This window comes from Cellulomonas sp. KH9 (assembly GCF_900114185.1).
Taxonomy (GTDB): Bacteria; Actinomycetota; Actinomycetes; order Actinomycetales; family Cellulomonadaceae; genus Cellulomonas.
The window spans coordinates 390,794-403,703 of the sequence record NZ_FOSE01000001.1 but is presented as its reverse complement, the minus strand read 5'-3'; the positions used below and the strand labels follow the sequence as shown (position 1 = coordinate 403,703).

The window sequence follows — 12,910 nt, the reverse complement described above, 5'->3', positions numbered from 1 at the left end:
ACGGCCCGCCGCCACCCCCTGACGGGTCCCTGACGCCCGGGGCGGGCGGGGGCCGCGGAGGGCACGCCACCGCTCCCGCTGCGCGGACGTGCCGGGGTCAGGCGGGCTCGGGCTCCGCCGCCGCCAGCCGGCGCGCGAGGATCGCGCACACCACGATCTGCAGCTGGTGGAACGCGATCACCGGCAGCGCGACGCTCGCCGCGACGGCGGGCGCGAACAGCACCGCCGCCATCGGCAGCCCGGTCGCCGCCGACTTCTTCGAGCCGCACATCAGCAGCGCGATCCGGTCGCCGCGGTCCAGCCCCAGCGCGCGTCCGCCGAACCACGTCGCCGAGAGCATGACGGCCAGCACGACCGCGCACACCACCAGCAGCACCAGCAGCGCCCACACCGTCAGGTCGTCCCACGCGCCGGACGTCTGCGCCTCGCTGACGGACGTGAACACCACCAGCAGGATCGTCGAGCGGTCGGTCACCCTCAGCAGGCCGCCGTGCCGGCGCAGCCACGCCCCGATCCACGGCTGCACCAGCTGCCCCACGACGAACGGCAGCAGCAGCTGCAGCAGGATCCCGCTCACCGCACCGCCGTCGAGGCCGGCGCCCGTGGCGCCGAGCAGCGCCGCCACCAGCAGCGGGGTCAGCAGGACGCCCAGGACGTTCGAGATCGTCGCGCCCGTGATCGCACCCGCGACGTTGCCGCGGGCGATCGACGTCATCACCACCGACGACTGCACGGTCGAGGGCAGCACCGCCAGGTAGAGCAGGCCCCGGCGCAGGTCCGGGTCCAGCACGGAGTCGGGCAGCAGCTGGACGGCCAGGCCCACCAGCGGGAACAGCACGTACGTCGCCGCCAGCATCGAGCCCTGCAGCCGGAAGCGCTTGAGGCCGTCCAGGACCTCGCCGGTGGGCATCCGCGCGCCGTACAGGAAGAACAGCAGCACGATCGCGCCCGTGCGGACCGTGTCGAGCGCCGCACCGACCGCCTCGGGCACCGGCACCAGCAGCCCCAGCACGAGGACGGCCAGGATCATCGCGGTCAGCGGGTCGAGCCACCGCAGCCAGGCGGGTCGCGTCATGCCGTGCGGGTGCGAGCGTCGGGGATCACGGGGACATCCTGACCCATGGCGGGGTCCGTCCGCCGATGCGCCCGGGCTGGACGACGGCCGGTCCCGCTGCGGGGGCCGGCCGTCGCGCAAGGACCTCAGCGGCGGTGCAGCGCCCGCCCCAGGCGTCGGCGGAGGCCGCCCGTCGGGAGGGTCCCGGAGGCGCGGGCCGCGTGGGCCCGGCGGCGCTCCGCGGCGATCTCGATGGCGCGTTCACGGTTGCGGTAGTCGATGAGGCAGAGCTCGGGATGCATCGTGGGTTCTCCACTTCCTGGTGGTACGGGGGTTGCCGGGGTCGCCGGCGTCCCTCGCGGTGTGTCGCGCCGGGTTCCGGCGCTGTCACCAGCATCGACACCCCGCAGCAGGAAGGGAAGGGTGAGTCCGGGCACACCGTCCGTTCGGGTGACGAGGGCGGCGCGGACGAGCGAGGCGCAGCGGGTCGCCGGGCGCCTACCCTGGGAGCGCGCACGCGAGAAAGGACCCGGGCGGCACCGCCCCGCCCGACCCCCATGACGAAGACCCTCCTGGCCGTCGACGGCAACTCCCTGCTCCACCGCTCGTTCCACGCGCTGGCGGGCTCGCAGCTGCGCACCCGTGACGGGCAGGCCACGTGGGCGGTCAAGGGCGCGCTCTCGCAGATCCTCGGGGCCGTGGACCGGGTCGCGGCCGACGCGGTCGTCATCGGGTTCGACGACGCCGCCGGGAACGCCCGCAAGGCGGCGCACCCGCACTACAAGGCGCACCGTACCGAGAAGCCCGCGGACCTGGTCACCCAGCTGTCGCTCGCGGTCGACGTGTTCTGGTCCGCCGGCCTGCACGTCGTCATCCCGGACGGGCTGGAGGCCGACGACGTCCTGGCGTCGGCCGCCGCGACCGCGACGGCGGCCGGCTGGCACACCGTGGTCTGCACGTCCGACCGGGACGCGTTCGCCCTGGTGAACGAGACGACGTCGGTGCTGCGGATCATCAACGGCGGCGTCGAGGCGTCCCCCGTGCTGACGCCCGAGCGGCTGCGGATCCTGCTCGGCATCGACGCCGGGCAGTACCGCCAGTACGCCGCCATGCGGGGGGACGCGTCGGACAACCTCACGGGCATCCGCGGGATCGGCGAGAAGACCGGTGTGGCCCTGCTCAACGCCTTCGGGACCGTCGAGGCCGCGTTCCAGGACGTCGACACGAACGGCGGCGCGCGGGTCGCCGAGGTGCTGGGCAAGGCGTGCGTGAAGAAGCTGGCGGACCCCGACGGGCGCGCGGCGTTCTGGGAGAACGTCGAGCTGATGACGATGCGCACCGACCTGGACCTGGAGATGGACCTCGTCGCGGGGTCCGGACCCGGCGTGCTGCCGGTCGACCCGCAGGGGCTGCACGACGCGCTGGCCCGCGTCGAGCTCCACTCGCTGCAGTGGCTCGCCGCCCGCGTGCTGGCCGGCGCGGCGCAGGCGCCGGCCGAGGCACCCGGCGCGGTCGTGGCACGTGCCCCGGAACCGGCGCGCGCACCGGTTCCGGTCACGGCCGCCACGGTGGACGTCGAGGACGAGGCCGCGGACGACCTGACGCTCTTCTGACGTCCCGGTCTGACGTCCCGGCCGGTCAGGGGGCCCGTGGCGGGAGCTGCTGCACCGCCCACCGGTTGCCGTCGGGGTCGGTGAACCCCGTGAACCGCCCCCACGCGAGGTCCTCGACGGGTGGGGCGTCCACCCCCTGCAGCCGTGCCGCCGACCCGACGCCGGCGACGGTCCGGCCATCGTCCCGCCGCCCACCGACACCGACGGGCGGCGGGGACGTGCAGGCCGCGCCGCGACCCGCGTCGCGCAGCCCCGGGGGGAGAGCATCGGACGCGAGGACCCGGCCGCGACGTGGCGGTGCCCGGGTCGTGGCCGACGACGACCTCGATGGAGGATGCAGCATGAAGACCTTCACCCTGCCGGGGACCGACGTCCTCGCCCCCAACGTCGTGCTCGGGCTCATGCGGATCGCCGAGAAGTCGGACGACGAGATCCGTGAGCTCGTGCGCACCGCCCGCGACGCGGGCATCGACTTCCTCGACCACGCGGACGTGTACGGCCGCGAGATGCACGAGTGCGAGCGCCGGTTCGCCGAGGCGATGGCGCTCACGCCGTCGCAGCGCGACGAGATCACCATCCAGACCAAGTGCGGGATCGTGCGCGAGGGGCCGTACTTCGACTTCTCGTACGAGCACATCATGACGTCGGTCGAGGCCTCCCTGCAGGCCCTGGGCACGGACCGCATCGACGTCCTGCTGCTGCACCGCCCCGACGCGCTCGTCGAGCCGGACGAGGTCGCGCGGGCCTTCGACGAGCTCGAGGCCGCGGGCAAGGTGCGGGCGTTCGGCGTCTCCAACCACACGCCGCGGCAGATCGACCTGCTCAAGCGGTCCGTGCGCCAGCCGCTGGTCGCCAACCAGGTGCAGCTGTCGATCACCCACGCGGCACTGGTCGCCCAGGGCGTCGCCGGGAACATGGTGGCCGAGGACCAGTCCGTCACCCGCGACGGCGGCGGGCTGCTCGACTACTGCCGGCTGAACGACATCACCGTGCAGGCGTGGTCGCCGTTCCAGGCCGGGTTCTTCACCGGCACCTTCCTCGGCTCCCCCGACCACGCCGAGCTCAACGCCGTGATCGACCGGCTCGCCGCGCAGTACGACGTGCCCCCGATCGCGATCGCCACGGCGTGGATCACGCGGCACCCCGCGCAGATGCAGGTCGTCCTCGGCACCACGACGCCCGAGCGCGTCGCGGGGGCCGCGCTCGGGTCGGACCTGCCGCTCACCCGGGCCGAGTGGTACGAGCTGTTCCGCGCCGCGGGGCACATCGTCCCCTGACCCACAGGCGTTCCGGAGCCCGGTCCGCATGCGTGCGGGCCGGGCTCCGTCGTGCTCAGCCGGGCACCGACCGTGCGGATGATGCGGTGATACCGTGATGCGCATGAGGACGACGCTGGAGATCGACGACCGGGTGCTGGCCGCCGCGCGTGCGATCGCCGAGCAGCAGAACGTGTCGATCGGGCGCGCGATCTCCGACCTCGCCGAGCGAGCGCTCGAGGGCACCGCGCCCGCGTCGACCGTCCGTGGGTTCCCGGTGTTCCACGGCCCGGGGGGCCACGTGATCACCGACGAGATGGTCGCCGAGCACCGTGACGGCTGAGCCCTGCTACCTGCTCGACGTGAACGTCCTGTTGGCGCTCGCCGCCGACGCGCACGTGCACCACCGCGCCGCGCACCGGTGGTTCGCCGACGTCACGGCGTGGGCGACGACGCCGACGACCGAGTCGGCGTTCGTGCGCCTGCTGTCCACGCCTGCCGTCGCCGGGCGGGCGGTCCTCCCGGTCGAGGCCGTCGCGGCGCTGCGCCAGATGCGGACGGTCCCCGGCCACCGCTTCCTCCCGGACGACGCCTCGTTCGCGGACGCCGCGATCGACCTGACGCGCATGGTCGGCCCGCGTCAGGTCACGGACTTCCACCTCGTCGAGCTCGCGAGGCGCACCGGCAGCACGCTCGCGACGCTCGATGCCAAGCTCCTCCGCTCGCTCCACCCGGCGGACTCCCACCTGGTGAGCGTCGTCCCGGCCGCCTGAGAGCGACCGCGCGCCTCGCTCGACCGGCCGGCTCGGCACGGTCCTACCCGTCGGCAGCGCCCGTGAAGTGGTCGACCAGCCCGGACCGCACCTGCAGGTAGAGCGACCGGACCGGCACGGTCTCGCCCCGCTCGGCGCGGCGTGCCCACTCGTCGTACGCCAGGCGCACGGCGGTGCCGATCGCGGTGACGACGGTGCGGGCGCGCAGCTCGTCGACGTCGGGGTGGTCGCTGGCGTGCAGCACGATCGTGGTGAGCACCTGCACCTGCTCGGCGTCGCGGGCCAGGGCGCGGGCCAGCAGGTCCGCGTCGGCGAGGACGAGCCGGCGGACGCGCAGGACGCGCGCGTGGCTCGCCGCGGGCTCGGCGTCGAAGGCGTCGACCTGCGTCAGGAACGCCTGCTCGATCGCGCGGACCACGGTGGGACCGCGCTGGTCGACGCCGCGCACGCACGTGATGAGCCGTTCCATCGAGTCGTCGTCGACGAACAGCGCGTTCTCCTTCGTCCCCGCGTGGCGGTAGAAGGTGCGCGGGGCGATGCCCGCGGCCTCGGCGATCGCCTCGACGCTCGTGGCCGCCACCCCCTGACGCTCGAAGAGGTCGAGCGCGGCGTCGGTGATGGCGCGGCGCGTCTCGCGACGGCGGTGCTCGCGCAGGCCGCAGTCGACGTCCGGGCCGTCGTCGACGACGTGCGGGCCGCGCTGCCGGTCGTCCGCGTCGAGCATCCGCCCATCCTCCCACCCCGCGGCGATTGTGGCAGTCACTGCCATAGACTCGTCGACCGGACGTCGCTGTTCCCCAGGAACGCCGTCCGCCCCCACCCGCTGACAGAGAGACCTCATGACGCTCGAGAACGACCTCCGGCCCGTCCCGTCCGGCGCCCCGGACGGGTCCCCCGCGATCCGCACCGGCCCCGTGATCGCGCTGCTCGTGGCCTCGGCGTTCGTCGTCATCCTCAACGAGACGATCATGGGCGTCGCCCTGCCCCGGCTCATGGTCGACCTCGACGTCACCGCCGCGACCGCGCAGTGGCTGACCACCGGCTTCCTGCTGACCATGGCGATCGTCATCCCGTGCACCGGCTACCTGCTGGCCCGGTTCCCGGTGCGGGGCCTGTTCTTCACGGCGATGTCGCTGTTCTCCGCCGGCACCCTCCTCGCGGCGCTCGCCCCCGGGTTCGAGGTGCTGCTCGCCGGGCGCGTCGTCCAGGCGTCGGGCACCGCGATCATGCTGCCGCTGCTGTTCACCACCGTGCTCAACGTCGTCCCCGCCACCCACCGCGGCCGCATGATGGGCGTCATCTCCATCGTCATCGCCGTCGCCCCGGCGATCGGCCCGACGGCGTCCGGCGCCATCCTGTCCTCGCTGGACTGGCGCTGGATGTTCTGGATCGTGCTGCCCATCGCGCTGCTCGCCCTCGCGCTCGGCGCCGTGTGGGTCCGCAACGTCACCGAGACGTCGCACGCGACGTTCGACCCGCCCTCCGCGCTGCTCGCCGCGGTCGGGTTCGGCGGCCTGATCTACGGCCTCAGCCTCGTCGGGGAGTCGGCGTCGGGGCACGCGCCCGTGGCGCCCGGGATCCCGGTCGCGGTCGGCGCAGTCGCGCTCATCGTGTTCGTGCTGCGTCAGCTGACCCTGCAGCGGACGGACTCCGCCTTCCTCGACCTGCGGACGTTCACCTCGCGGTCCTTCAGCCTCGCCGTCGTGCTCGTCGTCGTCGTGATGTCCGCACTGTTCGGCTCGCTCATCCTGCTGCCGCTGTTCCTGCAGCAGGCGCTCGCGCTCGACACCCTGACCGTCGGGCTGATGATGCTGCCCGGCGGCGTCCTCATGGGCGTCATCGCACCCGTGGTCGGGGCGCTGTTCGACCGCCACGGGCCGCGGCCGCTGGTCCTGCCCGGCATGGTCGTCGCCGCAGCCGCGCTCTGGGGCATGACGACGTTCGGCATGGACACGCAGATCGGGTGGATCGTGGCGGTGCACATGACCCTCAACCTGGGGCTCGGCTTCGTCTTCACCCCGCTGCTGACCTCGGCGCTCGGGTCGCTGCCGCGCTCCCTGTACTCCCACGGCAGCGCGATCACCAGCACGCTGCAGCAGGTCGCCGGGGCTGCCGGCACGGCCCTGTTCGTCACGCTGATGTCGGTCGGGGCTGCCGGTGCGGCCGCCACGGGCGCCGCACCCGCCGAGGCGATGGCGGCGGGCGTGCACCGCGCGTTCGTCGTCGGGGCCGTCATCGCCAGCGTGGCCGTCGTGCTCACGCTGTTCGTGCGCAAGCCTGCGGAGGTGGAGGCGGAGTCACCGGTGCTCGTCGGGCACTAGCCGACCGGTCGGCAACCGCCGGGTCAGGCAGCCGCACGCGCCCACCTGTGCGGGCGGTGCCCGCCGGCCGCGTCAGCCGAGCGCGTCAGCCGACCGCGTCAGCCGAACGTCTCGGTGAGCTGTGCACTCTCCGCGGGGGTCAGATTGGTGGACACGAGCGTCCAGTGCAGGCCGTGGAAGCGTTCGCCCAGCCGGTCCAGGTCGGCACCCTCGGTGACGGCGAAGAGCGCCGAGGTCCCCGGCGTGACCTCCCGCCCGATGGTCTCGAGCTGCTCCTTCGTGATGCCGACGGCGGCGACGGCGCGGGCGATCGCCCCGAGCGCGGCCCCGGCGGCAGCCCCCAGCAGGGGGAGGAAGAACAGGCCGCCCACGATCAGCCCCCACAGCGCGCCCCACGCCGTGCCCCGCCGCTCGTCGTTGCGCGCGTGGTGCATCGTCGGCCGTGCCGCGCCCTCGGGCCACGACAGGACGGCACGGTCGACCACGTGCACGAGGCCGTCACCCTCGGCCTCCGCGAGGATCCGCGCCGCGTCCTGGGCGCGCTCCGGGCCGTCGAACTTCCACACGCTGAACGTCGTCATCGTCCCGCCCTCTCGTCGTCGCCCGCGCGGCCGGCACCCAGGAGGCCGACCGCGCTCCACGCTGGCGCGGGCAGCGGCGTGTGCGCCTCCCCCGGTGCGGGCGAGTCGGGCCATGGCGGGTGCACCCCGGGGCGCCGACAGGGCGCCGACAGGGCGCGCAGGATCGCGTCCCCCGTGAGGAGCCGTCGACGCGATCAGAAGAACCGGTGCCGGCAGGAGACCGTCAGTTGGTCTCGGACTTCCCCTGCCGCCAGTACCCCATGAACGCCACGGCCTTGCGGTCGACGCCGCACTCGCGCACCAGGTGGCGGCGCAGGGTCTTGATGACGCCGGCCTCGCCCGCGAGCCACGCGTACAGGTGGGCCTCGGCGGTCAGCGGGGCGCCGGTCGCATAGTCGATCGGCACCTCCCACAGCATGTCGTGGTCGACGTCGACGTCCTCCAGGACGGTGTCCGGGGTCGGCGCCTGGCCGGGCAGCAGACGCGCGCACGCGGCCTGGACGGCCGGGACGAGCAGGTCGCCGTGGGCGCGGCCGTCGCGGCCGAGCCAGTGGATGCGCACACCCGCCGGGGCGTCGAGCGCGAGGCGGTCGTCGGACCACGGCATCTCGACGAGCACCTCGCCGCGGGCGTCGCGCGGCAGCCGCTCGACGATGCCGGCGATGGCGGGCAGCGCGGTCTCGTCGCCCGCGATGAGCAGCCGGTCGGTGCGCGCGGGCGGGACGAAGTCGACGCCGCCGTGCGGGCCGACGTGGTCGGCGTTGGGGCCCATGACGACCAGCTCGTCGCCGACGCGGGCGGTCGTCGCCCAGCGCGACGCGGGCCCGGTGTCGCCGTGCAGCACGATGTCGACGTCCAGCTCACGCGGGTGCGGACGCACACCGCGGGCCGTGTAGGTGCGCATGGGGTGACGGCGGTCCTCGGGCAGGGCGCGCCACGTGCCGTACCAGTCGCCCGTGCGGCCGAGGTCCATGAGGTCCGCGTACGGAGCGCCGGCGACCGGCAGGAAGAACTTGATCCGCTGGTCGAACCCGTTGTCCGCGAAGCGGTCGAGGTCGTCGCCCGTGAACGTCACGCGCAGCAGGCTGGGGCACAGCCGCTGCATCGCGGCGACGCGCACGTGGAACATCCGGAAAGGGGACGCCGGGGGTGCGGTCGTCTCGACAGTCGTCACTGCGGCCTCGGTCACACGAGCAGCATAAGGTGAGGCTTACCTGAAAAGGCAAGAGCGTCCGCCGCCAGATCGTCCGGGGCCGCGTGTGCCGGGCGTCACACCGCCGACGTGCCGAACAGCAGACCCAGCGCGTACGTGACGGCGGCGGCGCCGTACCCGATGGCCAGCTGGCGCAGCGCGCGCCGCACCGGGGACGCCCCGGACAGCAGCCCCACCACCGAGCCGGTCCCCAGCAGCGCGACGCCCACGAGCCCGGCCGACCACAGCACGGCCGTCGTCCCCGACGCCCCCAGCAGGTACGGCACGACCGGGATCAGCGCACCGGACGCGAAGAAGCAGAAGCTCGCCATGGCGGCACCCCAGGCGGTGCCGACGGACTCGTGCTCGTCCCGCTCGGGCGTCGCCGGACGCGCCGGAGCCCCGCCGGGTGCGACCGGGACACCGGCCCCGGACGTCGGCAGCGTCGTCGACGTCCGCAGCAGGGACGCGTCGACGGCCTGCTGCGCGTCGTACTGGGCCAGCGACGCCAGCACGACGTCCGCACGGGCCTGCGCGTCCGAGGCGCTCATGCCGCGCGCCCGGTAGACCAGCGCGAGCTCGTTGGCCGCGACGTCGAGGTGCGCGAGGGCATCCGCCGCGCCCGCGGCAGGCCGGGACGCCTCCAGCAGCTCACGCTGCGAGCGCACCGACACGTACTCCCCCGCGGCCATCGACAGGGCCCCCGCGAGCAGGCCCGCCAGGCCCGTGAGCAGCACGGTGCCGGTCGCGACGCCGCTGGCACCGATGCCCAGGACCAGCGCGAGGTTCGACACCAGCCCGTCGTTCGCGCCGAACACGGCCGCGCGGAAGGTCCCGGAGATCTGCTGCCGCCCCCGCATCGCCAGCCCGCGCACGACCTCCTCGTGGATCTGCTCGTCGGCGGCCATGCGGGCGGTCGCCTCGGAGTCCTGCCCGTACGTCGAGCGGGCCTCGGCGCGCTGCGCCAGCGCGTACACCCACACCGACCCGAACCGCCGGGCCAGCACGCTGAGGACGCGGGTACGCCAGTCGCCACGGACCGGACGCCCGACGTCGCCACCGAGCAGGTCGAGCCAGTGGGCCTCGTGCCGGCGCTCCGCCTCGGCGAGCGCGAGCAGGATCTCGCGCTCCTCGCCCGTGCGTCGCGACGCGAGGTCGCGGTAGACGGCCGCCTCGGCGCGCTCGTCGGCGAGGTTGCGCCGCCACCGGCGCAGCTGGGCGGGCGTGGGCCGGTGCTCGCCCGGCGGGGCAGGGGTGGTCATCGGTCTCCGGGCGTCGTCGCAACAAGGTGCCGACTGCACCGTAGGCCGCGCCGCGGGGTTGCGATAACGGGCGGCGCCGGAGTGCCGAGGCCCCGCGCGACGGGTTTCGGTGCGCCGAACGACGCGTGTCTGCAGGCGCGCGTCGGACGCGAGCCGGATACTGAGGAGGATGACGACCGAAGGGGGTCCGTCCGGCGGGACCGGGCGGGGCAGGGGGACGGTCGGGACGCCGGCGTGGGCGTCGCGGCAGCTGCCCGTGAGCGCAGTGGCTCGATCGCGCCTGCTCGACCGCCTCGACCGCCTGGATCCCGTCGCCGTGGTGCGTGCGGTGCACGGGTTCGGCCGGACCGTCCTGGCGGAGCAGTGGGCCGCCCGGCAGCGGTCCACCGGCCGGCCGGTCGCCTGGACGTCGGGACCGTGGCCGTCGGACGGGCACCGGGGCCCGTGGACGGCGGTGCGCGACGCGCTGACGGCTGCGCTGCGCGCGGCGGGCAGCGACGTCCCTGACGCGCCGGACCCGGCGCAGCTGGCGGCTGCCGTGGACGCGGCCGGGTCGCCCGTGGTGCTCGTGATCGACGACGCCGACCAGCTCGACGCCCCCGCCGACCTGCAGGCCGTCGCGGACCTGCTCACCGCGTCCCACGGGCTGCGCCTGCTGCTGGTGACCGGCGCGCGGTACCCGCTGCGGCCGAGCGGGGCGTGGCACCCGGTCCTCGAAGCGACACGTCGGCCGCTGTCGGTCGTCACGCTCACCGCGCGGGACCTGGCGTTCACCCCGGACGAGCTGCGCGCCGCCGCGGCCACCTGGGGCCACGTCGTCGACGACACCCGGCTGCGGCAGGTCGTCGACCTGGTGCAGGGGTGGCCCACGCTGGCCCGCGCCGTGCTGGACGACACCGGCCCGGGCGACGCCCGGCCGGCGACGTCGGCGGCGTTCGCGTACGCCCGCGACGTCATGCTCCCCGACGTCGGGGACACCGTGCTGCTGCGCGCCGCCATGCTCGTGGCCGCCGCGGGGGACCCGACGCCCGCGACCACCCGTCTCGTGCTCGACGCCGCGGGCCGGAGCCGGTCCGCCGACGACGAGCTGGACGTCCTGCTGCGGCTGGAGGCCGTCGGGATGGTCGTCCGGCGCCGCACGGACGCGGGCCCCAGCCGGTGGCACGTGCCCGGCCTGCTGCGCGAGGTGCTCGTGCGCGAGCTGGAGCGCCGCGACCCCGAGCTGTCCGCCCGGGTGCACCGCGTCCTGGCCGTCGCGGCGCTCACCACGCACCCGCCGGACCCGGGCGCGGCCGTCGAGCACGCCGCGCGGGCGCACGACTGGACGCTGCTCGAGACCTGCTGGGTCGACTTCGGCACCTACCTGGTGGCCACGGCGGGCGCGGCCGTCGACGCGGCGTACGCCCCGCTGCCCGACGCGGTCACGGAGACCTCGACGGTCCTCGCCCTGGCGCGGGCGGTCGCCCGCCGCGGCGAGGACGAGCGCGACGACCCGCGGGCCCTCGTCCTGCGGCTGATGACCGAGCTCGGGACGCTGGCGCTCGACGGCTCGTGGCGCAGCCGCACACCCGCCGGCCGCTGGACCGGGGCCGCGTCCGCGCTGGTCGCCGCCCGGTCCCGCGGGGACATCCCGCGCGCCATGGTCGTGGTGCGGGACACGGAGATCGCCGCGGCGCGCGCCGGCGTCGCGGGCGGCACGTCCACCCGCGCGTACTGGTGGTTCCTGCTGCAGGGCGGCCGCACGGCGCTGCTGGACGGCGACCTGGGCACCGCGCTGGAGCTGCCGATGCGGGCCTACGAGCTCGCGGACCCGTCGCGGGCGCCCGACGTGCGCGCCGCGGCTGCCGGCCACGTGGCGCTGGTCCACGCGCTCGACGGGGTGCTGAGCGACGCCGAACGCTGGCTCGTCCGGCACGCCGAGGCGCTCGACCCCGCCTGGGAGATCCGGTTGCGGGACAGCGCCGGCGACGTCGCCGAGGCCATGGTCGCCACCGACCACCTCGACCTGCCGGCTGCCGACGCCGCCCTGTCCCGGCTCACGCTCGCCGTGCACGCACCGGACGTGACCTGGCCGTTCGTCATGCGCGCCCGGGTGCGCCGCGCCGTGCTGTTCGGCGAGCCGGAGACCGGTCTGGCGGAGCTGGAGCAGATCGAGCGCACCCACCACGTGTGGCTGGCGCAGGCGGGCCTGGTGCACCGGATCGTGGCGCGGCTGCGCGCCGAGCTGCTGCTGGCCCTCGGGGAGTACCACCGGGTCGGGGACCTGCTGGTCGGGCAGGACCCCACCGGGCTGTGGAGCGACGTGCCGCGCGCCCGGTGGCACCTGCTGACCGGCGACCCGCACGCCGCGCTGCGGTCCGCCGTGCTGGGCGGCCGGCGCCGCCGGGTGAACCTGGCGGACCGCACCGACCTGCTGGTCCTGGAGTCGTGGGCGGCGCTCGAGTCGGGGCAGACGTCGCTGGCGGTGCGGGCGTTCCGCGCGGCCCGCCGGGTGGCCGGCGAGCAGGGCGCCCTGCGCAGCTTCGCGCACCTGCCCGGGGCCGTGCGCGACGCCCTGGTGCTGGAGTCCGGCGTGCCGTTCGACGACCATGAGCTGGCGCGCCTGGCCACCACGGGCCAGGTCGTCCCCGCCGCGGGTCGCCTGGTGCCCCTGACGCCGCGGGAGCGCACCGTCCTCACGCTGCTCGACGAGCACGGCACCACGCGCGAGGTCGCCGACGCCCTGACGGTGTCGGTGAACACCGTGCGCAAGCAGGTGCTGAGCATCTACGCCAAGCTCGGCGTGCACGACCGGGAGGCCGCGCTGCGCCGCGCGCACGAGCTGGGCGTGCTGGGGCCGCAGGGTCCCGGGCACTGAG

General features: G+C 75.1%; 12 protein-coding genes. 6 read left to right on the top strand and 6 right to left on the bottom strand.

Annotated elements, in window-relative coordinates; translation table 11 throughout:
• Positions 1 to 97 precede the first annotated feature (97 nt).
• Positions 98 to 1,075 (bottom strand): bile acid:sodium symporter family protein, encoded by a 978-nt coding sequence (locus BMZ16_RS01835; RefSeq protein WP_089797905.1) that lies wholly within the window; start codon positions 1,073 to 1,075, stop codon positions 98 to 100.
• Between the two features lie 125 nt (positions 1,076 to 1,200).
• Positions 1,201 to 1,356 (bottom strand): hypothetical protein, encoded by a 156-nt coding sequence (locus BMZ16_RS19130; protein WP_177199559.1) that lies wholly within the window; start codon positions 1,354 to 1,356, stop codon positions 1,201 to 1,203.
• A gap of 255 nt (positions 1,357 to 1,611) precedes the next feature.
• On the opposite strand from BMZ16_RS19130, the gene BMZ16_RS01830 reads away from it, so the two are divergent.
• From BMZ16_RS01830 to BMZ16_RS01810, 4 genes are all read left to right on the top strand, one after another.
• Positions 1,612 to 2,667 carry a 5'-3' exonuclease gene (locus BMZ16_RS01830; RefSeq protein WP_177199558.1) on the top strand — a complete coding sequence of 352 codons (1,056 nt, stop codon included), beginning with the start codon at positions 1,612 to 1,614 and terminating at the stop codon, positions 2,665 to 2,667.
• A gap of 341 nt (positions 2,668 to 3,008) precedes the next feature.
• Entirely contained in the window at positions 3,009 to 3,944 is a 936-nt protein-coding gene (locus BMZ16_RS01820; protein WP_089797903.1) for an aldo/keto reductase, read from the top strand.
• A gap of 103 nt (positions 3,945 to 4,047) precedes the next feature.
• On the top strand, positions 4,048 to 4,266 hold the full coding sequence (locus BMZ16_RS01815; RefSeq protein WP_089798651.1) for a hypothetical protein: 219 nt from the start codon (positions 4,048 to 4,050) through the stop codon (positions 4,264 to 4,266).
• Positions 4,256 to 4,696, top strand: coding sequence for a TA system VapC family ribonuclease toxin (locus BMZ16_RS01810; RefSeq protein WP_218143297.1), 441 nt, complete (start codon positions 4,256 to 4,258; stop codon positions 4,694 to 4,696). The genes BMZ16_RS01815 and BMZ16_RS01810 overlap by 11 nt, the downstream gene beginning before the upstream one ends.
• A 43-nt stretch (positions 4,697 to 4,739) precedes the next feature.
• Here BMZ16_RS01810 and BMZ16_RS01805 read toward each other — a convergent pair whose 3' ends face one another.
• Positions 4,740 to 5,420 carry a TetR/AcrR family transcriptional regulator gene (locus BMZ16_RS01805; protein WP_089797902.1) on the bottom strand — a complete coding sequence of 227 codons (681 nt, stop codon included), beginning with the start codon at positions 5,418 to 5,420 and terminating at the stop codon, positions 4,740 to 4,742.
• Between the two features lie 115 nt (positions 5,421 to 5,535).
• Here BMZ16_RS01805 and BMZ16_RS01800 point away from each other — a divergent pair, with 115 nt between their 5' ends.
• A complete protein-coding gene (locus tag BMZ16_RS01800; RefSeq protein ID WP_089797901.1) occupies positions 5,536 to 7,017 on the top strand; it encodes a DHA2 family efflux MFS transporter permease subunit in 1,482 nt (493 codons plus the stop codon).
• Between the two features lie 98 nt (positions 7,018 to 7,115).
• Here the strand turns inward: BMZ16_RS01800 and BMZ16_RS01795 are convergent, their stop codons facing one another.
• The 3 genes from BMZ16_RS01795 to BMZ16_RS01785 form a co-directional block, all read right to left on the bottom strand.
• Positions 7,116 to 7,598, bottom strand: a complete 483-nt coding sequence (locus BMZ16_RS01795) for a DUF1269 domain-containing protein (RefSeq protein ID WP_089797900.1) — start codon at positions 7,596 to 7,598, stop codon at positions 7,116 to 7,118.
• Positions 7,599 to 7,821: 223 nt separating this feature from the next.
• Positions 7,822 to 8,727, bottom strand: coding sequence for a siderophore-interacting protein (locus tag BMZ16_RS01790; protein WP_177199603.1), 906 nt, complete (start codon positions 8,725 to 8,727; stop codon positions 7,822 to 7,824).
• A 140-nt stretch (positions 8,728 to 8,867) separates the two neighbouring features.
• Positions 8,868 to 10,052 carry a VIT1/CCC1 transporter family protein gene (locus BMZ16_RS01785; protein WP_089797898.1) on the bottom strand — a complete coding sequence of 395 codons (1,185 nt, stop codon included), beginning with the start codon at positions 10,050 to 10,052 and terminating at the stop codon, positions 8,868 to 8,870.
• A gap of 256 nt (positions 10,053 to 10,308) precedes the next feature.
• On the opposite strand from BMZ16_RS01785, the gene BMZ16_RS01780 reads away from it, so the two are divergent.
• Positions 10,309 to 12,909, top strand: a complete 2,601-nt coding sequence (locus BMZ16_RS01780) for a helix-turn-helix transcriptional regulator (protein WP_143082723.1) — start codon at positions 10,309 to 10,311, stop codon at positions 12,907 to 12,909.
• The last annotated feature ends 1 nt before the right edge of the window (position 12,910 follow it).

Bases quoted from the DNA above. Each gene is read 5' to 3' on its own strand.
- BMZ16_RS01835 (WP_089797905.1), bottom strand. From the start codon at position 1,075: ATGACGCGACCCGCCTGGCTGCGGTGGCTCGACCCGCTGACCGCGATG.
- BMZ16_RS19130 (WP_177199559.1), bottom strand. From the start codon at position 1,356: ATGCATCCCGAGCTCTGCCTCATCGACTACCGCAACCGTGAACGCGCC.
- BMZ16_RS01830 (WP_177199558.1), top strand. From the start codon at position 1,612: ATGACGAAGACCCTCCTGGCCGTCGACGGCAACTCCCTGCTCCACCGC.
- BMZ16_RS01820 (WP_089797903.1), top strand. From the start codon at position 3,009: ATGAAGACCTTCACCCTGCCGGGGACCGACGTCCTCGCCCCCAACGTC.
- BMZ16_RS01815 (WP_089798651.1), top strand. From the start codon at position 4,048: ATGAGGACGACGCTGGAGATCGACGACCGGGTGCTGGCCGCCGCGCGT.
- BMZ16_RS01805 (WP_089797902.1), bottom strand. From the start codon at position 5,420: ATGCTCGACGCGGACGACCGGCAGCGCGGCCCGCACGTCGTCGACGAC.
- BMZ16_RS01800 (WP_089797901.1), top strand. From the start codon at position 5,536: ATGACGCTCGAGAACGACCTCCGGCCCGTCCCGTCCGGCGCCCCGGAC.
- BMZ16_RS01795 (WP_089797900.1), bottom strand. From the start codon at position 7,598: ATGACGACGTTCAGCGTGTGGAAGTTCGACGGCCCGGAGCGCGCCCAG.
- BMZ16_RS01790 (WP_177199603.1), bottom strand. From the start codon at position 8,727: ATGTTCCACGTGCGCGTCGCCGCGATGCAGCGGCTGTGCCCCAGCCTG.
- BMZ16_RS01785 (WP_089797898.1), bottom strand. From the start codon at position 10,052: ATGACCACCCCTGCCCCGCCGGGCGAGCACCGGCCCACGCCCGCCCAG.